17 protein-coding genes are annotated in these 24,705 nt (G+C 43.8%); 4 read left to right on the top strand and 13 right to left on the bottom strand.

Going from position 1 to position 24,705, the window contains the following annotated elements:
• Positions 1 to 112: 112 nt before the first annotated feature.
• From MKY66_RS15395 to MKY66_RS15385, 3 genes are read right to left on the bottom strand one after another with little or no spacing between them, the layout of a single operon-like run.
• On the bottom strand, positions 113 to 4,570 hold the full coding sequence (locus MKY66_RS15395) for a carbohydrate binding domain-containing protein (protein WP_076210646.1): 4,458 nt from the start codon (positions 4,568 to 4,570) through the stop codon (positions 113 to 115).
• A 43-nt stretch (positions 4,571 to 4,613) separates the two neighbouring features.
• Positions 4,614 to 5,492: a carbohydrate ABC transporter permease gene (locus tag MKY66_RS15390; RefSeq protein ID WP_076210648.1), complete on the bottom strand. Its 879-nt coding sequence runs from the start codon at positions 5,490 to 5,492 to the stop codon at positions 4,614 to 4,616.
• Between the two features lie 15 nt (positions 5,493 to 5,507).
• The gene (locus MKY66_RS15385) at positions 5,508 to 6,392 is read right to left on the bottom strand and encodes an ABC transporter permease subunit (protein WP_100527900.1); all 885 of its coding nucleotides are present in this window, start codon (positions 6,390 to 6,392) and stop codon (positions 5,508 to 5,510) included.
• Positions 6,393 to 6,604: 212 nt separating this feature from the next.
• Here MKY66_RS15385 and MKY66_RS15380 point away from each other — a divergent pair, with 212 nt between their 5' ends.
• A complete protein-coding gene (locus MKY66_RS15380; RefSeq protein WP_083657026.1) occupies positions 6,605 to 8,314 on the top strand; it encodes a histidine kinase in 1,710 nt (569 codons plus the stop codon).
• On the top strand, positions 8,290 to 9,966 hold the full coding sequence (locus tag MKY66_RS15375) for a response regulator (RefSeq protein ID WP_339805118.1): 1,677 nt from the start codon (positions 8,290 to 8,292) through the stop codon (positions 9,964 to 9,966). The genes MKY66_RS15380 and MKY66_RS15375 overlap by 25 nt, the downstream gene beginning before the upstream one ends.
• 156 nt (positions 9,967 to 10,122) lie before the next feature.
• On the opposite strand, the gene MKY66_RS15370 is transcribed toward MKY66_RS15375, so the two are convergent.
• The 6 genes from MKY66_RS15370 to MKY66_RS15345 form a co-directional block, all read right to left on the bottom strand.
• Entirely contained in the window at positions 10,123 to 11,808 is a 1,686-nt protein-coding gene (locus tag MKY66_RS15370; RefSeq protein WP_083657027.1) for an extracellular solute-binding protein, read from the bottom strand.
• 188 nt (positions 11,809 to 11,996) lie between these two features.
• The gene (locus MKY66_RS15365) at positions 11,997 to 12,710 is read right to left on the bottom strand and encodes a glycoside hydrolase family 16 protein (protein WP_036615630.1); all 714 of its coding nucleotides are present in this window, start codon (positions 12,708 to 12,710) and stop codon (positions 11,997 to 11,999) included.
• 315 nt (positions 12,711 to 13,025) lie between these two features.
• Entirely contained in the window at positions 13,026 to 13,730 is a 705-nt protein-coding gene (locus MKY66_RS15360; RefSeq protein ID WP_076210650.1) for an ankyrin repeat domain-containing protein, read from the bottom strand.
• 10 nt (positions 13,731 to 13,740) lie between these two features.
• Positions 13,741 to 15,249, bottom strand: coding sequence for an S-layer homology domain-containing protein (locus tag MKY66_RS15355; protein WP_076210652.1), 1,509 nt, complete (start codon positions 15,247 to 15,249; stop codon positions 13,741 to 13,743).
• Between the two features lie 119 nt (positions 15,250 to 15,368).
• On the bottom strand, positions 15,369 to 16,061 hold the full coding sequence (locus MKY66_RS15350; RefSeq protein WP_047843050.1) for a response regulator transcription factor: 693 nt from the start codon (positions 16,059 to 16,061) through the stop codon (positions 15,369 to 15,371).
• Positions 16,062 to 16,067: 6 nt separating this feature from the next.
• On the bottom strand, positions 16,068 to 17,537 hold the full coding sequence (locus tag MKY66_RS15345) for a HAMP domain-containing sensor histidine kinase (RefSeq protein ID WP_076210653.1): 1,470 nt from the start codon (positions 17,535 to 17,537) through the stop codon (positions 16,068 to 16,070).
• 219 nt (positions 17,538 to 17,756) lie between these two features.
• Between MKY66_RS15345 and MKY66_RS15340 the strand changes: the two genes are divergently transcribed.
• Complete coding sequence (locus MKY66_RS15340; protein WP_076210655.1) at positions 17,757 to 18,584, top strand: AraC family transcriptional regulator; 828 nt, start codon at positions 17,757 to 17,759, stop codon at positions 18,582 to 18,584.
• Between the two features lie 79 nt (positions 18,585 to 18,663).
• The gene (locus MKY66_RS15335; protein ID WP_047843047.1) at positions 18,664 to 19,002 is read left to right on the top strand and encodes a cupin domain-containing protein; all 339 of its coding nucleotides are present in this window, start codon (positions 18,664 to 18,666) and stop codon (positions 19,000 to 19,002) included.
• Positions 19,003 to 19,147: 145 nt separating this feature from the next.
• Here the strand turns inward: MKY66_RS15335 and MKY66_RS15330 are convergent, their stop codons facing one another.
• From MKY66_RS15330 to MKY66_RS15315, 4 genes are all read right to left on the bottom strand, one after another.
• Positions 19,148 to 20,284: a choline esterase gene (locus tag MKY66_RS15330; protein WP_076210657.1), complete on the bottom strand. Its 1,137-nt coding sequence runs from the start codon at positions 20,282 to 20,284 to the stop codon at positions 19,148 to 19,150.
• Positions 20,281 to 20,940, bottom strand: a complete 660-nt coding sequence (locus MKY66_RS15325) for a TetR/AcrR family transcriptional regulator (protein WP_076210658.1) — start codon at positions 20,938 to 20,940, stop codon at positions 20,281 to 20,283. The genes MKY66_RS15330 and MKY66_RS15325 overlap by 4 nt, the downstream gene beginning before the upstream one ends.
• A 212-nt stretch (positions 20,941 to 21,152) precedes the next feature.
• Positions 21,153 to 22,235 carry an ABC transporter substrate-binding protein gene (locus tag MKY66_RS15320; RefSeq protein ID WP_076210660.1) on the bottom strand — a complete coding sequence of 361 codons (1,083 nt, stop codon included), beginning with the start codon at positions 22,233 to 22,235 and terminating at the stop codon, positions 21,153 to 21,155.
• A 190-nt stretch (positions 22,236 to 22,425) separates the two neighbouring features.
• A complete protein-coding gene (locus MKY66_RS15315) occupies positions 22,426 to 24,699 on the bottom strand; it encodes a glycoside hydrolase family 3 C-terminal domain-containing protein (RefSeq protein WP_076210661.1) in 2,274 nt (757 codons plus the stop codon).
• Positions 24,700 to 24,705: the final 6 nt, after the last annotated feature.

The following is a 24,705-nucleotide window of genomic DNA, read 5'->3' as shown; positions in this document are numbered from 1 at the left end:
TGAGATGTATACTACTTCTTTATGATGTCATTCCTGGACAACTTTATTCTGCGTGCATAGGTAATAAGAGAATTAGGCAAGCATATAAGACAAATTATAGAGAATTCAGAAGTTAATTGGCAGGACCCAGATTAATCAAGCTGACCTCGGATAATGAGACGGTTGTGTTGCCATCTTGCTCACCATCAATGTTACCCAGATCAAATGAAATTCGAGTATTCGCATAGCTGTCTTCTGTTGCATCAAAAGTAAACGTGAACTCCTGTTCTTCTGGAGTCAAATCAACTCGTGCCCCAAAGAACCCATGCCATTCATAGTTGGCAGCTGCATCGACCCATCCAATCCCCAAACCCAATTTCCTGGACTTCTCCGCTTTGGCTTTAAACGTCAATTTATATTTAAAACCTTGCTGTATGCCAAATCCTTCATTGATGACTTGACGATCCCATGGATGCTGGCCTGCATGGCCAATCTTGGCTTGAAGCTGTTGATTGCTAACTTGCATCTCAAGGTCCGCTGCATTACCGTCCGCGTGGGTAAACCAACCTTCCTTACCTTTGGAGAAGTCTCCATTAGGAATAAGGTTAACATGAGCTGGCTGACCTCCTTGATCTGCATTCGGATTAACTTCATATAATTGCACGTTATGGATGTGAATCGAGTGTTCACCTGTAGAAAGCGGATATCCTAATCCAAATGCAAGCATAGCTGCCGAATCTGAGGTATCTCCCATGGTGAAGGTATAACTATACGACTTTTGATCTGTGGTTAATTCTACTTCTTCTTCAAAATACTTCACAAAATCCCCTGCATTCTGAGAAAGAACCGCTTGCATGGATTTAGGACTGGAAGTAGATGCCTCGAAGGTAAGTCGGTATGTTTTGTTTGCATCCAGTTTGATCTGACCTTGTTGCAGCAAAGCATCCCACCAATCCGTACTCGTGCCGGGCATGTCAATCGTCACGCCGGCATTTTCTGCATATGTGGCTGTCAGAACATCGGGAATCAGCTCCCAGTAGTTCAGGTCTGCTGCAAGTTTTCCATTTTGAACTTTATTTTGTGAAATGTCTATCCAGCGTGTATTATAATTCTCGCCTTCAAAGTCAACATAATATTGGCTTCCTGCATTTAAGGAAACTGGAGGGAAATAAACCGTTTTGTATTTCTGCCATCCACCTGTATCTCCGAGATTGAGGTCAGATTGTGCGACAATTATCCCTTGTTCGTCTTTGATGCTGAAACGAACGCTAGAGTCACTTTTTCCACTGGCCATTCGGGCAGACAGAACATATACTCCGTCGTGAGCTACATCGATTTTATATTGCAGCAGATCTCCCTGATCCATGTAACTGACATGTTTTCCTCCTTCTACGGAGTCCTCCAGTTGTAAACCCTGCATCATCCAGGCTTCGGTTGCAGGTACATGTGCGTAGCCATTCACTGACAGAGGTTTGCCGCGTTTCGTCAGACGAACATTGTCCACATATACCTTACCTTCAGTACTGCCGAATAACATTCTTAGCTCGGATTGTGCGATTGATGCTCCATCTCCAATGATGATTTCTCCAGTGAATGTTTTCATTTCTTGGTTCAAGGAGAGGTTTTGTCCTTGATGAGCCTGTACTGTATGCCCATTACTACTGACAACATCAATGTCGATGCTTCGCGTTGTATCTGCCTTGGCATCTAAGGAGAAACCATACGTTGTATTCGCTTCCAACTTCAAATCCGATTGGTTCACCGAAACTTGCTGTGGGTCACCATTCGTTTGAGTAACATCAACAACCAGCTGACGCTCCATAATCGGGAATTTCGAAAAGTTATTTACACTTATATTGGCTGCCGCACTGTCCTGAATGCTGCTTGACCAGAATCCCAGACGCTCCTTGCCTTGATCGAATGTGCCATTGTAAATAAAGTTGCCATCAGGTAGCGCGTTTCGTTCGACAGTTAACGGATCAGCCTCACCCACCTCGATCAGTCTGACATTGGCAAACGAAACGGTTGTATCATCCAACCCCAGATTAAATTCGAATCTGGCATTGTTATCCGTGCCATCCCGCATATTGAAGGTATAGTCATAGGATTGCCAATCTGTCGTGAGTTCAAAGGTGTTATCACCCGAATAATTGGTCCAGCTTTTTTCAAATTGGTTCAGTTTGGACATGATTGTACGGTTAGCAGATGCTTTCGCATCAAATTGTATTTTGTACTTTTTGTTTTTCTTGATGTACATCGGCATCTGAGTGAGTTGAACCGAGTAGTTTTCAGTACCCGATGCATCAATGGTAACTTCTGCTGCTTTCCCTTTCTGCTCATCCGTTACAACTTTGACACTGCCAGCTCCATCAGCATTTGTGATGAATTTCCACTGAAGAGGCACTCCATTGTCTGCAGACCCTTCCGCAAAACGATCATTGTATATTTGATTGCCATCGGCTTGTGGGTCACGCTGTTGTGCAGGCTCGATGGGATTTGTTGTTACATCAGGCCATGTGTCTAGATTTTTGTAAGAATATACTCGCACAAAATCAACATTCATCTTTTCGGAAGTGAAGTTGCTTTCAGGTGCCCCCGGCCAGTCTCCTCCAACTGCCAGATTCAGAATCAGATAGAATGGACGATCAAATGGTGCAGGGAACGTATAATACTCGGGTTGGCCCGCGGCCTTCGTTTGCCAGTTGGTCACTTCATGATGTAGCTTTCCATCCACATAGAAACGAATCATACCCGGCAACCATTCCACCTGGAAATCATGATAATCGTCAGTAAAAGTTTCTCCCTTCGGAAGAGTAAGGCTTCCCTGATCATGTCCATGGGAACCGACAGGCTTCACACTGTCATAATGCAATGTGCTATATACCTTGTTATTACTCTCTTTGCCACCAATTAGCTCCATAATATCGATTTCTCCAGAGGCAGGCCATCCACCATAATGTGCTTCATCTGTTGGCATCATCCATATGGCAGGCCACATGCCTTTTTCAATCGGAAGCTTCGCACGTACAACTACTTTACCGTAGGTCCAGTCGCCTTTTCCCATGGAGATCAGTTTGCCAGAGCTGTAATCTTTACCGTTTTTCGGACCCTTTTTTGCTTCAATCTGCAACACGCTTCGATTCTGATCTTTTGTAATGCGAGTGTTATCGGGGCTATAATATTGCATTTCATTGTTATAAACGAGTCCTGTATCCTGCACGGTCCATTTGGAAGCATCAATCGAAGGCCCGTTAAACTCATCATTCCAGACCAGCTCCCATTGATCATGCGGAATCGTTGTTGCTGGAACCGGTTTTTCGCCCGCAGGATTGCTTGGTGTTGATGGTGTAGACGGTGATTGCCCGTCTGGAGAAGATGGTGTAGGTGTACTTGTCACATTTGTTGAACCACCAGGCTGCGATGAAGCAGGTTGTTGGGCTTCACCCACCATGGATGTGCGCAATCCTTGTTTTACTTTCTCTCCGTTGATCACAACATCATCGGCATCTACACTCAATTTTTGGATCGTACCTTTGGTATCCATTCGAGTCTGACTCGCTTCTGCATGAATATTCATGGAATCAATCAGGCTGTTTGAAGAGATCTCCAGAATGGATTTCTGCTTTACATGCATCTCCTGAATGTTGCTTTCTTCCGTAATGGCAACTCTGACGGGTTCCCCACGTTTGTCAACGACTACTCGCTTCAGCTTGGAGTTGTTAATGTTGATGGAATGACTGCCTCCGCCTTTAATGATGACACTTCCTGTAACAGTTACGCCCTGAAGAACAACAGATCCCTCGCCTATGCCTTCTGCCAGCAGCAGATTTCCATTAACAATCATATTTTTCAACGTGACATCCGTCGATTTAATAATCAAGTTGCCATCTACCCGGGACTCATATGTTCCAGGAGTGCTTTTTACATCTGCAATCATCGCTGACAGTAACTCTGCCGTCTCCGCTCGTGTAATCGGGGCTTTGGGATTTAATTTGCCTTGGAAACCTTTAAGAATATTTTCGTTCACCAGATAGGTAAGCGCTTTCTTTGCATAACCGGAAATATCATCTGCATCCTGAAATTTCAATTGTTCACTATCTTCATTTGTAACCGCTGAAAGTTGAAAAGCTCGATCTACCATAACCGCTGCATCTTGGCGTGTAATCGGTTGTTGTGGTGACAGATGTTCACGGTCTGTCCCTTCGATGATGCCAGAACCATTCGCTCGTACCATCACGTCATAGTACCAATCGTCTGAAGTCATATCCGCATATGAACCAGTCGCCGCATTACCGGTGAAACCAAAGGCCCGATCCAGAATCATGACGAATTCAGCTCGGCTAATGACCTGACTGGGCTTGAACGTACCGTCCGTATAACCTTTCAATAAATTCAAGTCTTGCAAACGTGTAACTGCAGATTGTGACCAATGCCCCGTCAGGTCTGTATAGGGAACAGAGAAGTGCAGGCTTTTTGCCTGCACATTTCCCACCTCCGCTTGACCCTGTACACTTTCTGCTCCAGCAGTTGCTGGATAAACGAGAGAAGCCATTAAACTCCATGCCACCATACATGCCAGTCCTTTTCTCATCCTTCTTCCTCCCTCAGCTCAGTTATCCTTGCATTTGCATAACCTATTCCTTAACTGCTCCAATAACGATCCCCTTAACGAAGAAACGTTGTAAAAACGGGTATACCATCAGGATCGGAAGCGCGCCGATAAAGATCTGTGCTGCGCGTACGGTTCGCTGCGAGATATTCTCCAACATGGAAGGATCGACGTTGATTTTGCTGAGATCTTGCTGAACAATAATGGTCTGTAATAGAGAAGCAAGTGGATAATTTTTAATATCAGACATATAGATCATGCCGTCGAACCAGGAGTTCCACTGATACACCATCGTAAATAAGGACAAGGTTGCGATAGCTGGAAGTGAAAGCGGTACGTAGACCAGAATCAACGTTTTGATATGACCTGCTCCATCCAAATAAGCTGCTTCCTCAAGTTCTTTGGGCAGACCGCGGAAGAAGTTCATCATGAGAATAACGTTCCACACGGACAGTGCGCCAGGCAGAATAAGCGCCCAGATTGTATTCATCAAGCCAAGCTTCTGGATCAGAATGTAACTTGGAATCAAACCGCCGCTGAACAAAATGGTAAATACGAAAAACCATGTATATAAGGAGCGACCTTTAAAACTGATATCTTCCTTTGACAACGGAAATGCGGTTATGAGCATGATGACCATACCAATGATCGTTGCAATTACAGTCCGTTTAAGTGATACGATCAAGGAGTTGATGAAGTTTGAATTCCCGAATGTTTTCACATATGCGTCGGTTGTGAACCCGATGGGCCAGAAGGTAACCAGGTTTGATGATGCTGGCGCCATACTGCTGAATGAAACAGCCAATATATGAATAATTGGTAAAATGCAGAGTATCGATAATATCCCAAGAAAAGTATAGTTAGCGATGCTGAATATGCGGTATCCTTTTGTTTTATAATACAAGCCCTTTTCTCCTCTCTAGAAAACTCGATAATTAGCTAGTTTGTAAGCCATTCTGTAAGATATAACAATCAAAATGGTAGCAACCACAGATTTGAACAATCCTACTGCTGTGGCAAAACTCATCTTCCCGTTCAGAATCCCGAGTCGATATACAAAGGTGTCAATGATGTCGCCTTTGTCATACACAAGTGGATTGTACAAGTTGAACACCTGATCAAAACCGGCGTTCAAGATGTTGCCGATAGAGAGTGTCATCAGTACGATTGTAATCGGCATTAATGCCGGAATCGTAATGTGCAGCGTCTGTTTAAATCGGTTGGCCCCATCCACCTCGGCAGCCTCGTAGAGTGCGGGATTAATTCCTGAGAGAGAAGCCAGAAATACGATCGTACCAAAACCAAATTCTTTCCACACATCACTGAGGATCAGCGTTATTCGGAACCATGTACCGTCTCCCAGGAAGAAGATCGGTTCTCCTCCAAAGGCTACGACAAGCTGGTTGACCATGCCGCCCTGAGGAGACAGGATATCGAGCAGAATACCACCGAGAATAACCCATGATAGGAAATGCGGTAGATACACAAGCGTTTGACTTACTCTCTTGAATGCCGTCAAGCGTACTTCATTGAGCAAAATGGCAAACAGGAATGGAGCGAATAGTCCTGCTATGATTTTGAAAAATGCAATGACCAGCGTATTCCAGATCACCTGACCTACGTCCGGATATAAAAATAAATATCGGAAATTGTCCCAACCCACCCATTTGGATTCAGAAAATCCCAAGTATGGTTTGAAATCCTGAAAAGCAATTACAATGCCGCCCATCGGTATGTACTGAAACACCAGTGCCAGCAATACAGCTGGAATGAGCATCATATGCAAGGTCCAGTTCCGTTGCATATTCCAGCGCTGTTTAACCCTGGTGGAGCGCCGTTTATGCGGCGTTTCTAACGTATGTTCCTTCACTCCTGCATCCCCCATGTTCTAAATTTTGTATTTTACAAGTCATCGTGAACTTGTATATTAAAATTATAGCAATGGAAATTTGTGATCTATATCCTAATATTGCAACAACGATATCAATATTTTAATAAGATTAAGGAGGTTGGACTTTGTTCACACGCTTGAATGTCTTTACCAAAATTACACTGTTGTTTGTGATGCTGCTTATTCTGGTGCTGTTTCTCTATACATACTCGAACCGGGAAAGCGTGCGTGTTATCGAACACGAGATTCAGAACAATACGATGAATCATCTCTCAACATTTGCTGATTCAGTAGAATCCAACATTTACCAATTGTCATTGTATGGGATGTCTATTGGGCAAGATTCGAGTATTCAGGAATATCAACGCCCCGACTACAAGGACATTCCCTATGAACGTGTGAAAGTTGGAAGTGCCATTCTGGAGAAAATGAATCTGTACAACGCAGCAAGCAAATGGCATTCGACCATCACACTATACTTCCCAAGGATGCAAAAAGTGATATCAACGGATTATTATGCTTACATTCCTTACAGGGATGATGAATTTAAGGAGCCTCTCTCGCAATCCTGGACCTATGCCGACAATCAGTTTATCTGGTACACTACCGATCCAACGACAGCGATGGCGAGACCTAGCAAAGCCAGATTGATTACCAAAATCAGTTTTCCAGTTCATCACTTAACTGCACTTCTTAATCAAAACAAGTTAAATAATAAAGGTGACCCGTTTATGTTCCATCCCGATTATGGATTAATCAGCAATAGTTCTGGAAAAGAAACCTTGAACGCAATTCTCCCTTCTCTGAAAGAAGCAAAACTGCAGGCCAGCGGTGGATTCAGTACAACGTTGAACAAAACGGAATATTACGTCTCTTATATTCAATCCAAGAGCCTCGGCTGGTATTATGTTGACTATGTGCCTATGCAGCAAATTTTGAAACCGATTACGAGCAGCCGGAATCTTTTTTATGCTTCAATTGCCGTTCTGATCGTGATGAGCGTTGTTGTATTATATACACTCTACCGAAGTGTGCAGCTTCCACTCTTACAGTTGGTGAAAGGGACGAATCGCCTGTCCACCGGGGACTTTTCCGTTCGGCTTCATCATTCTGCACGCAATGAGTTCAGCTTGTTATTTGCACGTTTCAACATCATGGCTCAACGAATTCAAGAATTAATCGAGAATGTATATGAGGAGAAATTAAGAAGTCGGGAAGCCACGCTCAAACAGTTGCAATCGCAGATTAATCCGCATTTTCTATATAACTGTCTGTTCTATATCAAGAACATGGCCCGAATGAAAAATGAAAAGGCCGTGGTAGCCATGGCACTGAATCTGGGGGAGTATTACCGATACATAACCAGGTCCGAAAAGGATCAAGCCACGCTTCGTGAAGAGCTGACGATGGTCAAAAATTATTTGGAAATCCAGTCACTTCGTCTGGAACGAATGCATTTTACAATCGACGTGCCCCATGATATTTTAGATAAAACAGTTCCCAGACTAACCCTCCAGCCTATTATTGAGAACGCTATTATTCATGGTCTGGAGCCCAAATCGGTAGATGGTGAGATTAAAATCTATGCGGACTGCGAGGATGATGTGTACACGATTACCGTGGAGGACAGCGGGCTTGGCATGTCTGAGAAACAGCTTGATCATCTGAGAGATAATCTTCTTAAACCGCTGGATGAGAATATGGGATGTGGTACATGGAATGTCCATCAGCGTTTATCTTTTCTGTACGGTGAAGGATCTGGACTATCTTATGATCATTCTTCAATGGGTGGGATTAAAGTTAACATCACGTGGCACGACAATACAGACAAGTAGGTGAACGACCCATGCTGCAAATATTATTAGTTGACGATGAACGTTCCGTCGTGGAAACGCTGGCAGAGACCATTCCGTGGGAAAGCTGCGGGATCGGTACAGTCCATGAAGCATTATCCGGTGCAGTAGCGCTGGAAATTATGGACAACCACGACATTGACATTGTAATTACGGATATACGTATGCCCGAAATGTCAGGCATTGCACTGATTACAGCGATTCATGAAAAGTGGCCTCATGTGCAGACAATTCTTTTATCAGGTCACGCCGACTTTGAATATGCGAAACAGGCCATTGCGCAGGAAAGCTTTGATTACTTGCTGAAACCTGTTAGCGATGAAGATCTGATCGAATCCGTGCAGCGTCTTGTTCATCGAATTAAAGAAAAGTGGGAAACAGCAGCATCTCATCAAAGAGCCTTACACGCCTTTCAGGATCATCTGCCATTGCTTCAATCCACGATGCTGCATGAGTTGCTGACTGGAAAAGTCTATGATCAGAAGACGCTGGCAGACAAGCTTGATCTGCTGGAGCTTCCCTACTCCGTAGGAGAGGATCTCGGCATGCTGATTATCCGTATGGAGAAACATCTATCCGATATGGCACACGGCGACCTGGCTCTAATGGAATATGCGATATGTAATATCATAAGTGAAGTGATGCATAATCATTTTCATATCTGGCATACACGTGACGTGCACGATTACATTGTCGTTCTGGTAAGCATGAAACATTCCACAACGATGAGTTATAGCAGGAGCGAGACGCCTCAGACCCTGCTTGAGCAGTATGCGGCCCAGATTCAAACCAATGTTCAGTTATACCTGAAAGGTGCAATATCCATTTCCGTCTCCAGTTGGGGCAAGTTTCCCCACGAAATTGGAGAACTCTATGAGCGAACGGTTATGTCCATGCGTAAACGGATGGGTCAGGTGCAAGGTTTGTTTGTTACCGCTTCTGATGAAACGGATGCTAACCCTCTACATACGATTAGGTCGCTGTATCAGCCACCAACGTTGATTAGCCTGCTCGAAGCTGGTCGCTTTGAGGATGTGGAACAGAAAATCGAACACATTTTTGCGGAACTGCTGCATTCCAATGAACATCATGATATTGCCGAGTCAACCTTTGAGGTGTATTTTGCTATAGCGGGCGCGTTTGCGTACATCATTCATAAAAATGGCAAACAAATCTCTTCTTTGATTCCAGCAGAGTCCTATCGTTACTTTCAAGCTCCCAGCTATTCCACTGCGCAGCAGCTACAGGACTGGTCCGTGCGTACACTTCATTACATACGAGATGATGCTGAACAAGAGCTTAGAGACAATCACAGCACCATTGTGCGCAGCGTCAAAAGTTTTGTCGACCTTCATCTGGCTGGAGATGTATCACTGCCTGCAATTGCCGACCATGTGCATCTGCATCCAGTCTACTTGTCCAAGGTATACAAGGCGGAGACAGGTGAAGCACTTACTGCCTATGTGTACCGGTTAAGAATGGAGAAAGCAGCCTATCATTTGCGAACATCAACCGCCAAAGTGTTTGAGATTGCAGAACTTGTCGGTTACAACAATACCGCATATTTCATTCGAGTTTTCAAGAAATTTTATGATCTTACACCGCAGGAATATCGGGAAAATCTGCCGGTTTAAGAGAGTACACAGACCAGACTTGACGTTCTAGTAATCTCTCCGGTTTCCCCTTCTCCATATCAAATACAAAAAGGCATTGCCGGAGATCTTCTCCTGCAATGCCTTTTTGGTGCTTATGTGGCCGGGATGAATCATTTCAGCCAGCCCTTTGTCATCCTATTTTCCGCTTTTCACGGAATCATACCACTCGTTAACTTCTTTCGTAATCTGATCTCCACCTGAAGACTTCCACTTCTCAACAAATGAGTCGAACGCGTCCACAGAGGTTTTGCCATATACAATTTGAGAGAAGGTGTCTTTCTCCATCTTCGTCAAAATGTCATTGTTCATCTGCATCGTCATTGAAGGTGAACCGGTAAACATTTGATTGAACACGATATCCTTTTGATCCAAAACAATCTTGGCTGCATCAAGCATAGGTACTGGTACACCTGATTTGATTTTTTTCTCAAACGGTGTAGTTGCTTCTTCACCGCTTGCCAGCTTGGCAAGTGTTGTCATACTCAGATTCGGAATTCTCGCTCCATCAAAAGTCAACGTGTACTTCTCGGGAGCATAACCACCCGTAAGACTTGCATCGGTTGATGGTTTCCCATCTACCATAACCCAATCGTATCCTTCCGCAAATCCATGTTCAAACTCATCGCCCTCTTTAGGATTTGCATAGTGATCAAAGAGATAGTTCTGATAGGTGAAAAAGGCTTCCGGATTTTTCATGTCTTTGTTAATTAGAACTACGCCATTTCCGTTTGACGTACCATGTCTGCCTGCTTGACCGTTTGGACCAGAAGGAATTGGATACGCTTTGTATTCAGCCTCAGGATTGTTTTTCTTCACATCCTCCAGCGGCCAGGATGGCATCCAGTGAGGACCGACCACAATACCTGCTTTTCCGGCAGTAAATTCTTCAGCTGCTTTTGTCTCGTCATACACGCCAGCTTCTTCCGGGATATACCCTTTGCTCATCCAGCTCTGTAATTTGGCCAAAGCCTGTTTGGCACCAGGTGTAACGGAACCGTATTCAAGTTTTCCGTCTGCCGTCAGATTCCATTGGTTTGGCATTGTACCATAAGCGCCAAATACCCACCCAGCTTCAGACATCCATGTGTTCAGCCAGTTCTTGAAGCCAATGGTGAGTCCGTAAGTGTCCTGCTTCCCATTGCCATCCGGATCTTGATTCGTAAACGTTTCCATAATGACTTCAAGATCATCTATAGTTTTAGGTGCTTCCAGATTGAATTTCTTCATCCAGTCTTCACGGATCCACATGACAGGATCACCATTATAGGAATAGTCCAGAATCGGAATACCGATCTTTTTGCCATCTTGCATGTATGGATACCATACGGAAGGATCTTCGTTTACGGCTGCTTTCCATGTGTCGCTGGCATATTTGTCAAACAACTCCCCCGCATCGACAAATTTTCCGGACTCAATCAATTCACGCACTAGATTGAATTCGCCGCGATACGAAATAATGTCTGGCATGTCTGCATTGGAAGCAAGCGATAGACGCAGTTTTGTCTCAAATGCATTATTGGTGGATGGAGATATCCACTGGTTTTTCAACTCAATTCCGAGTTTCTCCTTGGCCCATTTTGTATGGACGTTGTTATCCTGATCCTCACCTGACTTAAACTTCACGTCTGGACCCCATGGTCGTAGATACGTAATGGATACTGGTGGATCATACTTCCCATTTTTGAGCTCCAACGTTGTCGCTGGTGTACTTGATTCAGTTTTCTTTTCGTTCCCGTTACTACACCCACTCAAGGCTGCAGATAGGGCCAATACTCCGATCATGACCAAACTGCCTACTCGTCTCTTTTTACTTGTGTCCAACTTCGTTCCCCCAGTCTATGTAATGTTGCTTACAGGTTAATCATAATGAATTTTTGATATTTATGCCCATACTAATATTGCAACATTTATTGCATTAATTTAGGATATTGGATATTGAATACATATATTGAATAAATACAATGCCAGAATATAGAAAAAAGCAGCCGCTAACGGCTGCTTCAGTCTGCTTAATTACTCGTATATTTGACCCAATCGTACTCTGCATAGAGCGGATTGGCCCCGTTGTAAGGACCGAGCCAGCTATCTACTCCTGTTCCATTCCACAGGTTCATCATGATTTTTCCGGGTGTTTTAGGAATATTGCTGGTTGCCGTATGTTTCAATACACCATCAACATACCATTTGATATGTCCCGGCTGCCAGTCAAATGCGTACGTATGGAAGCCCTGGGATGCATCAAACCCTAGATTGATAATCTTCTCATGATTACCAACCCCATTGGTATAATAATTAAACTGCACTTTGGTTGTGTCTTTTCCTAAAAATTCGATATCAATCTCATCCCATTGGGTGCCATGTGCAGGGCCTGTGTATGTGAAAAATGAGGAAACTACACCTGTGTTCTTGGCAGGTTTCATACTGACTTCATATAAGCCGTACCCATACGTATTCGTGGTACGATACTCTCCGCAATCAAACTTGTTCTGTGCAGAGCTGGTCAAACCAAGCTTAAGCTTGCCGTCACTTGTAAAATTAACATTGTTAGCCCTCCACGTACAGTTAAACATGTTCCCATTGGAATACCCATCCGCTTTTTGCCACGTACTTGCGTTAAAATAGGTTAGAGGTTCCCAGAACACATAACCCGCGAAAGCGCTTACCGAAAAAAACAAAGAGATGACACCAGTTACCGCCAAAGTATACCAAGACTTCCTCTTCATCATACACCTCCATGAATGATTCCAACATGTATAAGCAGTATAATAATAGATAACGCTTACATGGTTGGTATTTCCATTTTATCTGGAAGCAGAGCGGTACACTATAGCAAACTTCAAAGCAGAGATATTCAATTTTTAAGATCCTCGTTCTTGTATCTAATCATGTCATGTTAAGACTATGCCAGTTTCATACACGTAAGATTGATGGATTGAATGAAGCGCCTGCCCTTCAGCATAGAAGGAATCAGGCGCTCCATGTAAACCATTTTTGCATATATCTCAACATGTTTGTTTCTTTATTCAGCCTAAAAAGGTCTATTTCGTACCAGCTCGTATCAAAATATCTTCAATTTCCTTAAAGCCTTTATTCTTCGCATGACTGAGTGGTGATACCCCATCACGATCCGGTATGTTCACGTCTGCTCCGTAATCAATGAGTAATTGTATCGTCTCCTGCTGCTGAGCATTGCCATCGTTAAGAATGATCGCTTCGAGTAGTGCTGTCCATCCCAATTGATTCACATGGTCCACATCCACCGAAGTTTGAGTCAGTAATTCTTGCACTACATCCACATATCCATGCTCCGAAGCTGGAATAAGTGCTGTCCCTCCATATCGATTCGTTATCGCTGGGTCCGCTCCCGCCTCGATTGTCAGCTTCAAAATATCCAAGTATCCTTCAGCGCCAGCATACAGAAACGGGGTATTTTTCATATCGTCCTGTATATTCACATCTGCCCCCGCTTCAATTAACACTTTAGCCGATGTTAGATCATTATTGTAGGTTGCAATCATTGTAGCGGTTCGTCCACTCTGATCTTGAACATTGATATTGGCGCCTGCTTGAATCATTTGTTCGATGCGCTCAGTATCGCTGTCCTCGACTGCCTTGAACAGCTGTTCATCTGCTGAAGTCATGGCCTTTACCTCCACATTAGAGTCGTTTCTCATTTCAGGCACGCAGCCTTGGACGATCAACATACTACTTATCAGGACAACGATGATCAGCGATTTACTCATACTGCCTCCTTTACTCCAGTGTCAAGGTGACCGAAGAATCGATACTCCAATCCCCAACTGGGTTTATTGTATACGAAGTACCCGGAGTCAACTTCCCATCATTTGTTAGGTCGAATACACCCGTCGCACCTTTTCGACTTGAATATTTATAAGTAGCCGTCAGAACATCCCCGCTAGGTGAAGTTAACGTTACACTTCGACCAGAGAACAGTTCATCCCCAGGGTCCTGGTCAAGTGTAACTTCAATGGAGGTTTCGCTCACTGCTTGAGCACTTGCAACCACTAGTGCATCAAACGATTTCGCCGTAAATGAAGCATTTTCGATGTTGGCCCAATCCGAAGAAACCGTATATTTGACACCTGATTTCAGCGTTTGTCCCTCAGGCAAACGGAACTTCGGTTCTTGTTTGCCATCTGTGGATTGTGTGAACGGAACATATCTGGCAACGATAGGCTCGCCACCTTCTGGCGTAATTACAACTTGTCTTGCCTGCATGGAGGAGATAACTTGATACGTTTTGCCTCCTGCTTGCTCTTGATCATTCAGCACAAATGCATTAGCTCCTCGACCACCGCTGTAAGCCGAAATGATGTAACCATAATCCACGACACTGTTGACTTGCAATGCTTCAATCTCGAATGTATCATTCGTTACTTGATTAGCCGTTGTCATGTTTATTTTCGTACCGCTGCCTTCAAAGGAACCAGCGTCTTGGCCTTTGTAAGTCAGGTTGTACACTTCACCAGCATCTTGTACGGACGTTGGAACGATGTAAGTCGCAATTGACCCTGTTTTTAAACGGGGCATATTGGTCAACGTCAGCTCACCACTAAACGCAAAGTCCGTTTGTGCTTTGGCAAAAGCCTCATCCGCCGCTGTCAGCGGTTTGTCAAAAGTTACAATTAACGTAATGGCATTCAGTGATCTAACGCTCTTGATTTGAGCTTGCTCCGAAGGAATAGCTTGGTGTGCAGTTTGCAACAGCACTGCTGTTTCGCCGCGCGTTGCTGTACCATTCTCGGAGTAGAACTCGCTCATCCAATGGTGAACGGACTTTACATCACGTTGCATCGCTTTGGATACGACCTGTTCGAGTTCAGCATCCGACACTTGAGTTTGCGGATTGAATTGTCCATCGTTAGCCTGCATGATGCCAAGTTCAACAAGCTTTGACGCATATGGCGCATACCATGCATTCGGATTCACATCCGTCAATTCTACGGTTTCTCCCGTCTTGCTCTCCAAATTAAACGTTTTGAAAACCAATGAAGCTAACTCCGCACGGGTAATTGCTCGATGTTCACCCATAGATTGATCTGCATACCCGTTCATGATCCCCAAGCTATTCAGATCCTTGATAGCAGCTTCAATCTGTTGTTGGTTAAGCTGTGTGGTTGTTGCCGCAATGTTAGTAACGTATGTAGCTGCATGTACTTGATTCGCAGTTAACGGGAACACTGCTGTACCTAATGCAGTTATGGTTAGAAATGTAGCGATTTTGCGGGTTGTAGAATTCATAGTTGAATTCCTCCTCTATAGGTTGTAGTTGCCTGTATCTATAGAATAGAGGACAAAAAGAAACTCCCAAGGCTAAAGTTATTAACAAAATATAAACTGGCTCTAAATTTTCACGAAACTTATGCAGTAAACCGGTAGCCTGCACCCCAGACGGTTTCAATATACTCCGGATTTTTGGGGTCTGTCTCCAGCTTGCCGCGTAGTTTGCGAATATGGACAGTAACCGTTGCAATGTCTCCGGTGGAATCCATGCCCCAGATCCGCTCGAACAGATCGGATTTGCTAAATACACGGTTGGGATGACTCGCAAGAAATACAAGTAACTCGAACTCCTTGGTTGTAATCGCCACCTCTTCTCCATTAACAAAAACGCGGCGTGATCCTTTATCAATGTGAAGCCCGCGAATGTGGATTTCATCCTGCTCAGCTGGTTTGTTTTTGCCAAGTAGTCTCTCGTATCGGGTCAAATGAGCCTTTGCTCGTGCAACCAACTCACTTGGGCTAAACGGTTTTGTAATAAAATCATCCACTCCCAGATTGAACGTCCGGATCTTATCGATTTCTTCCTTTTTCGCGGAAACGACAAGGATGGGCACCTCTTTCACCTCGCGGATACGTCTGCAACATTCGAAGCCGTCGAGTCCCGGAAGCATCAGATCAACAATGATCAGATTATAGTCCCCCTCCAGTGCCTGCTTCAGGCCTTCATCTCCAGTATGGCAGAGATCCACGGAAAATCCGTTGAGCTCAAAATAATCCCGTTCCAGTTCCGCAATCGTTGTTTCATCTTCAATGATCAAAATGTTTGCCATTACTTATTAGTCCCTCTCTTCATTCAGCCGTTTCAGCTTGATATATATGCTCGTACCATCATTGGGCTGGCTTTCAGCCCAGATGAAGCCCCCATGTCCATCAATGATTTGGCGAGCAATTGCCAGCCCAAGTCCACTTCCGCCCGTTGAGGAATTGCGGGATTGTTCTGCACGATAGAAGCGTTCAAATATATAAGGCAGTGCCTCTTCAGGTATTCCCCTGCCATTATCTTTAAAGCCCATCGTAATCCAGTTCTCATCAGCTTGAAGTGTAATCTCGAATCGTTTATGTTCATTCTCCATGTATTTGAGTGCATTATCCACCACATTAACAACGGTACGTTTTAACTTCTCCGGATCCACAGCAGCCATGGCGGGACCAGACACCTGGTTAATCCAATCCAGGGCAACACCTTTATCCTCCAGATCATATCTCAGCTCTTCAATGCTATCTTCAAGGAAATCAGCGAGATCAACTGTTTTGAACAGGAAAGGTTCTTGGTTCAAGTCGAGCTTGGAATACAAAAACAGTTCATCCACCAGCTTATCCATGCTAACTGCTTTGGAGTGAATGATATTAACATAACTCTCCATTTTCTCCGGAGTATTAGCCACTCCGTCACGAATACCCTCAATATACCCTTTGATATTGGTAATGGGTGTACGGAGATCATGCGAAATGTTGGAGATAAGCTCTTTGCGGTTCACTTCGTCCTGCTGACGTAACGCATAGGAGAGCTGTAATTGATTCCGCATGCTCTCAAACGCTTCGCTGAGTTGGCCAACCTCGTCATTGGAGTTTAGCTGAAGTTCAAAGGATAGATTGCCATCCTTAATATGTTCGGCTGAACTTCGTAGTTGATTCAAGGGTTTAATGAAGCTGCGCGTGATCCAGCGGAACAAGAGTAGATTTGCAATGATGAGGACACCAATAAGCAGGAATGACATCACAGGCAGCAACTTACGAGTAAGCTCCGCAAAGGGGCTTCTCTCACGAATGACAAAGATACTCCCACGTTCCCCATCTGAATATTGAAAATCAAATTTTGCATACGCGTAAAATCGCTCACCAATATTGAAGGTGCTCCGAATCTGATAATTGTTAAGATCATAAGCAGGCAGTGCCTGCTTCAGTTCTGGCTGGTTGAAGGTCAGTGATTCGAAGATCTGACTATTCTCCCGTCTGACGTAGAGCCCTGACTTCTCAGCTCGAAGTTTCATATCATATTCACGCAGCAAAACCTTATTCTGCAGGTCGTCCGGGTCATTTTTGGCCAGAAACTTCATCTCTTGAAAGATCGATTCTCCCTGTTCAGTCAGGGGGTTGATCTGATAATGTACCTTGTATATATCGCGGAAACTCTGTAGATCCCCTGTGGCCGCAATCGTATACAGACTTGCGGTAAGCAAGATGAACAGCAGACTTATAACAAGCATGCCCGTGAAGGACAGCAGCATTTTTATTCGAATGGACATGGGTTCCCCTTCTCAAACAAACTATTGGATTAGTTAGTGCACATGTTAACACAAGATGGATTCTATTGCCCATATGGAACGCTGGTTTTTATTTAGCCGAAAGTAACCTTTTCATTATATATGTTGACAGTGATAATCGTTATCAATAATGTTGGAGTAAGGTGCACAACGATTTATCTTAGAATGACCGGCAAACACTTTTGAAATGAGGTACGTAATGTGAAAGTAGACGTTAATCAGTTAGCAGCCCATTTTGCACACATTCCTTTTCAAGTCGAAGGAGTATATCGATATGCTAAAAATCCAGGGGTTCCCCAGGCTGACTATACCGATTCTTTTCCTGGATTTGTATTTCCTCTTACAGGAAAAATACAATTTCAATTTGATGGTACGCCCTATATTTTTTCACCAGGAAAAGTTGTACATGGGGGCGCGAAAATGAAACTGGATCAAACCGTGTTTCATAGAACGGACTGGGAATACATCCTCGTTTTATACCGGATATGTAGTTCGGACCTCGAAGAGACAAGCTTTTCTCATCAGCATTTTGAATTATCAACGGGTCAGTCCCCACGTCTGATCGAATTAATCACGCGTCTTTGGCATGTGTATAACCAGCGTGGAGGTATTTCAAAGTTTCAGACCGAGATGCTGTTTCGCGATGTACTGAATGAGACTTTAATATGTGTTGATCATAGGCAAAATAGTTGTGAATCAGATGTTTTATTCGAACGCGTCTCTACCTATATCCAAGAATACTATGATCAAAATCTGACTGTCGCCTCACTTGCAGAACAAAATAAAGTTAATCGAAATCGACTTTCCTACGTGTTTAGAAGACATGCAGGTATGGGTCCAGCAGAATATGTATTGAAATATCGTATAAACATGGCACAGCAAATGTTATTGGCAAGTGATGTGTCTGTACAACAGATTGCCGAGACCGTTGGCATTGCTGACCCCTTTTATTTTAGCAGAGTGTTTAAGAAACAATGTGGTATTTCTCCTACGGAGTATCGTCTGAAGTTCATCAATAATCCATCCTGATTTCAATAGGCATCCATGTTATACCAAAGCTTAGATCAGTATACTGAACATATAGGATTAATACACAGGAGGAATGACGATGCACTATCAAGCTATTCAATTAAATGAGGAATTTTCGAAATTAAACGATCTTTGGTCTCCGAAACTCATTGGTGAAATGAATGACTATCAATTTAAGATCGTTAAGATTGCTGGAGATTTTGAGTGGCATGTTCATGAGGAGACTGACAAGTTATTTTTTGTGCTCGAAGGGGAAATGATAATTGATTTTCGTGATGGGCAAGTGAAGATTTCCAAGGGCGAGATGTATATTGTCCCTAAAGGAGTCGAGATCAAACCTTCCGCCGAAAAGGAATGTCATATCATGTTGATGGAACCTGGAAGCGAAGTAAACACTGGCGGGACTAAGGCCGAATAAGCGTCAGTTATTGGAACCAGAATGTCAATTTGTAATATCAGAGAGCCGATAACCGCGTAATAGGGGTTATCGGCTCTGCGTCTGTACGGCCAGCTCTTTGACATGCTTTAATTGACATGCATTAACCAGCAGTCTCTCGGTTATGTCACTTGTTGCCGGTCTTCTTGATCAATTCCACACCATCGTATGACAGACTTTCCACACTTGTTGCCTTCTGCAGTATGTAATGATCAAAAAAGTTCTTCGCATAGTCTGTAACAAGATTTCGCATCTCCATAACATCCCGTTTGCCTCTGAGTTCCTCATTAACACTGGTAAACACGATGTCACAGTAATCCAAATGCGCAACACGATCAACTGAGAAATAATAGGTTTCCATGCTATTGCTAGCGCCAATAATCGCATTCATATTATAGTTAGGTTCACAAAACAGGAGCAAGAAGGGTTTCTTAAGATCGCTGTCAAGAAGGCCAAACGCACTGCTATCCAAGCCAATCCCGCAGGTGAATCGGTCGTCATCCCGACAAACCATCGCCGTCGTAGGCCCTCCATAAGAATGTCCGACTATGCCCATGCCGATGTCAAGCAACAATCTGCCCTTAAAGATGGAATTCAGCTCTCCAGAATCCAGTTTGTAAAGATAATCGGCTACATACCTTACATCTTCTGCCTGTGATTCACTATACTCTGTTATCTTGGAAAGTATCGGTAGTGCAAGCACGTTACGGCACATCTCAATGGCAGTTTCATCGTCAGGACGCATCTCCATCTTACCAGCCAACGCCAGCATCTCAGGATCTTCACCAAACGCTGTAATGACATCCGAAAAATCCTTGGATACATTAAACAGTCGCCCATCTTTACGTTTATACATCGTGCTATTCTGATGGCCGATGCTTACCACAACATACCCCATGCTTGCCAAGTCTGTACAGAGCACTGTACCCCATTCTGGAGAACCGCCCCCGCCGCAAACATAGAATAACACTGGATAGCGCTTTTCCTTCCCGGAGAGAGCAAGGTCGTCGTAACACTGGGTCTTGATATCTATAGAGAAAACATCCTTCAACGCAGTGACAAGTGGCTGCTCTTTAAACATCTCGTAGACTTCAGGAAACATGTACGTTGATGTAGTCTTACCTTCGCTACTGTCAGACGGATAATACACAAAAGCGGTCAGTTCTCTTTTGGAGTAATCTGATGCCGTGTACTCAAAATCCATCTGGGTTCGACCGACAGTATAGCCGCCAGTTGGTTCTGGAAATGCATTATAGGTTTTCATTTTCTTTCCCCCTTGAGATCGCTAACCATTTCAGAATATTTATGATCTTCAAGCAGCCCATGACCCATAAATTCAGCAAAGTACTTGCTGATCTTATGTTGCAGCTCAGAGTCCTTAATATCGAATTCCCTAAAAAACAAGATTAAATTAAGCTGCATTGACTCAAACATAAAAGAAATCAGGTCGTCGTCAACATCCGGTCGGAGATATCCATCAACCCTCATTCGGCGTAAAATGTCCTTGATCATGGGGAATGACTCGCCCTTTAACACATTCACATATACTTTCAGCAAAATGTCCTCAGGAATATATGAAAATGTTTTAGTCAGTTTGATTTCCAACTCATTCAGTGGCTCGGTCACCATGCCATTAACGTTACCGAATAAACCAGTAAGGAAATAGCTGTAAAGGGAATCTTCATTACTGTTACTGAAATATGCAGCTCTTTTCTGGGTCACATTACGTATTAAGTGACAATAAAGGTCATCTTTGTCTTCAAAATACCGATAAAATGTTCCGGGGTGCATGGACAAACTATCCAAAACCATCTTCATAGTTATATCCTCGTAAAGATTATCAACAAAAAGATGCATAGCGCTATTCGATATTTCCTCACGCCTTGTTTCGTCTAAACGAAAGAAAGTATTTTTTGGCATAGATTACTCCTTGATGTAAAGTGTGAACTTATTCACACTATACCGATAATATATTCACAAGTCAAATCGTATTAAAATAGAGCGTTCACTCCATTCTCGCTATCATTCAGGCTGACCGGGAACAGCTTTAGACAGGAATTTGGTCCCTGATAACAAAAAAAGCCGCTAAAATAGCGACTTTTAATGGTACTATGTTTTTGTACTTGGCTTCATTACAACCCGAGATCATCAGCGAGTCCTTCTACACCTGTGAAGATGGAATCCCCGTAACCCCAGAAGTTGTTGAAATCAATAATGTAGATTTTTTTGTTTTTAACTGCGTTAATGTTTTGTACCTGTTTGTTGGCAAGCAGCTTTTCAATCGTCTGCTCAGGATCAATACCACCTGCATACCTCGAAATAATCATCGCATCCGGATTAATCTCGATTAACTTCTCCAGACTGAGTGTGCCGGTTTCATTAATCAGCATATTATGCATATTGATTAATGACATTGCACTTTCAATAAACGTATCACCATTTCCGTTGTAGATTCCAATAGTTCCATCACCATTATCCGAAAATGATGCATAATTGATCGTTTCAGCGCTAGCTCGGGCCGACAAGGCATTCTCGCGTGCTTTAAGTGTCTCAATATACGCCGCTGCATTCGCTTGTACGTTGAATATCTCACCTAATTCAGTAATATCCTGATACAGACTATCTAACGATGCATCAGGAACACTGGTGCTTTGTACATACGTTTTAATCCCCATATCATTCAAGCTGCTTACTGTACCAACACCCCAGTCCGCATCCTCAAACAATCCACCACGCCCCACAACCAGATCAGGCGAAGCACCTATTGTCACTTCCTTACCTACATAGCCTTCAGCAAGCACAGGAATTTTTTTAAACTCATCAGCAATATCTTCAGGTACACTACCAAACAACGCAGCTACACCTACAAGTTTGTCTGTCAAACCAAGGCGAATCATCAGCTCGGCTGCGCCTTGGGTATTGGCAACTACTCGTTCAGGTGCCTTGTCAAACGTTTGATCCTTCTTCACCCATGTGCCGTTCTCTGTTGTATAGTTTGAAACGGTTACCGGGTAAGTTGTTTCGGCAGGTGCTGAAGCGTCAGCGTCGGTTTGTTCCCCATTTGTTGTTGCATTCGTGGTGCTGCTCTCCGCAGCTTGCTGTGAACTGCCATTTGCATCTTCGCTGCCACCATTGTTGCCTGAACACGCTGCGAGCACCAGAATCATTGCAGTAATCAAACAAAGAAACATCCCTTTTTTAACGGATACCAACATGTAAATAATCTCTCCCTTTTCAATTCACTCTTGTCTTTTAGACCCATATGTAAAATAACTATTGTCAGTATACAGTAAATGTCGAAGTGTGTAAATGAGAACAATAATCAATATCATTCGTCTGATGAATAAAAAGAAACCAAGTTCATCTCCTTTGTACGGGATTGAACTTGGTTTTTCTTTTACTTAACTATTCATTACGTGCCTGGTTAACCTTGGCGATAAGTTCATTAATAATTTCATCAGGTGAACGTTCATTCATCCATTGTTGACCGAACATTTGGAATACTTTGATCATCGGGAAATCTGCCCAGAATCCTACAAACTCCTCGTTAAGATATACCTTGTCCGTAACGTGCTCGTTCATTTCATTCAGGCAATGCTCCAATTCCTTTTTCGCTGCAGGATCACTCATCCACTCACTGAGCAGACTGAATTTGTGGAACGTGATTTCTTCCTTACCAAAGTCACAATGCAGACGTTCCGTAATTCGGATATCTTTGGACGAGCTGCCAAGTGAAATTTGGAAAAACCCGGTCTCAGCCACCCAACGGTTATACTTGGTGTTGTAGTATGAAAAATCTCTCTCTTCCAGTTCAAAAGTAATCTTGCGTTTTTCACCCGGCTCTAGTTCAACTTTAGCAAAAGCTTTCAATTCTTTCTCTGGACGGGTCCATGTGCACTCTTCATCGTGAACATACAGTTGAACAACTTCTTTCCCCTTGCGCTTTCCGCTATTTTTCAATTGGAAGGAGACCGTAACACCGGTGTGGGTCTGAGACACTTCCAGATCCGTATAGGAGAACGATGTGTAAGACAATCCGTGTCCAAACGGGAATTGAGGTGCCAGTTCTTTCCGGTCATAATACCGATAACCCACGAACAGGCCTTCGCGATAATACAGCTTGCCGTTCTCTCCGCGAATTCGCATATGTGAAGGGTTGTCCGACAGTTTGACAGGGAATGTCTCAGACAGTTTACCCGAAGGATTTGTCTGTCCGAATAATACATCTGCAATCACTTTACCCATGCCTTGACCCGACAACCACGAATGAATCACACCAGGTACATGCTGCACCCATGGGCGCATCGCTAGTGCGGAGCCACTGCTCGTTACGACAATACACTTGGGTTGAACTGCGGCTACCGCAAGAACCAATTTCACTTGATGCTCGGGAAGATCAATGCCTTGCAAATCATGCATCTCCGATTCCGCATATTCCGGTTGGCCAACAAACAATACAGCAACATCGGAATTCATCGCTAATGAGACGCTTTCCTTAATTAGCTCATCATTGATGGAGTCATCCTCCGGGTACCCTTCTGCATAATTCAGGGTCATGGCATCGCCAGCCAGATTTTTTATCTCGTCCCATGGAATATCGACATTTGTAGGCGTTACCTTTGCACTGCCCGCTCCCTGAATTCTCGGTTTTTTGGCAAACCGTCCGATCACGGCAATCGACGAAATGGACCCCTGCACTAGCGGGAGAATCGCGTTCTCATTTTTCAGAAGCACAATACTCTCGGCCGCCGCTTTACGTGCGAGTGCATGATAGTCCGAATCTGGAGAAGAATCCATATTCTTCTTGCCCGTTACCCGCTCAACAAGCTTCAAAATCCGTCCCACGCTGCGATCCAACTGTTCTTCGGAAAGGCTTCCGTTCTGAACCGCTTCAATGATCGCTTTGGCATTGTAATTGGCGGGACCCGGCATCTCCAGATCAAGCCCAGCCTTCAGACCGCGTATGCGATCATTAACAGCTGTCCAGTCGGATAGAACAACACCTTCATAACCCCACTCTTCTCTCAAAATGTCATGCAGCAAATGTTCGTTCTCACTTGTATACGTTCCATTCAATAAATTATAAGAACACATCACCGTCCAAGGGTCGGATTTCTTAATAATTCGTTCAAAGGCGCTCAGGTAAATCTCGCGAAGCGTTCGCTCGTCGATTTCCGAACTGGTTACCATCTTTTCAAACTCCTGGTTATTTCCTGCAAAGTGTTTGACAGAAGCGCCCACGCCTTCGCTTTGGATCCCGTTTATAAACGCCGCCCCAAGTTCCCCCGTCAAGTATGGGTCTTCCGAGTAGTATTCGAAGTTTCTTCCGCCAAGCGGCGTTCTTTTCATATTGACACCCGGTCCAAGCAGCAGCTCAATATCCATGGTTTTTGATTCACGTCCCAGTGCCACACCAACTTCATATAACAATTCCGTATTCCACGAAGAACCGATGGCTGAACCCGTAGGGTAACAGGTTGCGGGTACATTTTCCGTTGTAATCCCCATTTCTTCATCGCTGTTTGTTTTACGGATGCCGTTTGTGCCATCGTACATATGAACTGGCGGAATGTTTAATCGCTCGATTCCTTTTGTCATCCACATATTCAATCCTGCGCAGAGTGAAGCTTTCTCGGCCAGCGTCAATGCCGACAACAATTCATTGATTGATTTATCCATAGTACT

It is taken from the genome of Paenibacillus sp. FSL R5-0766 (genome assembly GCF_037971845.1).
Taxonomy (GTDB): domain Bacteria; phylum Bacillota; class Bacilli; order Paenibacillales; family Paenibacillaceae; genus Paenibacillus.
Note: the sequence above shows the minus strand (reverse complement) of the source record. Positions and strands in the feature narration are given on the sequence as shown.

Excerpts from the sequence above, each read along its gene's own strand:
- MKY66_RS15395 (WP_076210646.1), bottom strand. The coding sequence starts at position 4,570 with ATGAGAAAAGGACTGGCATGTATGGTGGCATGGAGTTTAATGGCTTCT.
- MKY66_RS15385 (WP_100527900.1), bottom strand. The coding sequence starts at position 6,392 with ATGCAACGGAACTGGACCTTGCATATGATGCTCATTCCAGCTGTATTG.
- MKY66_RS15365 (WP_036615630.1), bottom strand. The coding sequence starts at position 12,710 with ATGAAGAGGAAGTCTTGGTATACTTTGGCGGTAACTGGTGTCATCTCT.
- MKY66_RS15360 (WP_076210650.1), bottom strand. The coding sequence starts at position 13,730 with ATGAGTAAATCGCTGATCATCGTTGTCCTGATAAGTAGTATGTTGATC.
- MKY66_RS15355 (WP_076210652.1), bottom strand. The coding sequence starts at position 15,249 with ATGAATTCTACAACCCGCAAAATCGCTACATTTCTAACCATAACTGCA.
- MKY66_RS15350 (WP_047843050.1), bottom strand. The coding sequence starts at position 16,061 with ATGGCAAACATTTTGATCATTGAAGATGAAACAACGATTGCGGAACTG.
- MKY66_RS15345 (WP_076210653.1), bottom strand. The coding sequence starts at position 17,537 with ATGTCCATTCGAATAAAAATGCTGCTGTCCTTCACGGGCATGCTTGTT.
- MKY66_RS15335 (WP_047843047.1), top strand. The coding sequence starts at position 18,664 with ATGCACTATCAAGCTATTCAATTAAATGAGGAATTTTCGAAATTAAAC.
- MKY66_RS15330 (WP_076210657.1), bottom strand. The coding sequence starts at position 20,284 with ATGAAAACCTATAATGCATTTCCAGAACCAACTGGCGGCTATACTGTC.
- MKY66_RS15325 (WP_076210658.1), bottom strand. The coding sequence starts at position 20,940 with ATGCCAAAAAATACTTTCTTTCGTTTAGACGAAACAAGGCGTGAGGAA.
- MKY66_RS15320 (WP_076210660.1), bottom strand. The coding sequence starts at position 22,235 with ATGTTGGTATCCGTTAAAAAAGGGATGTTTCTTTGTTTGATTACTGCA.
- MKY66_RS15315 (WP_076210661.1), bottom strand. The coding sequence starts at position 24,699 with ATGGATAAATCAATCAATGAATTGTTGTCGGCATTGACGCTGGCCGAG.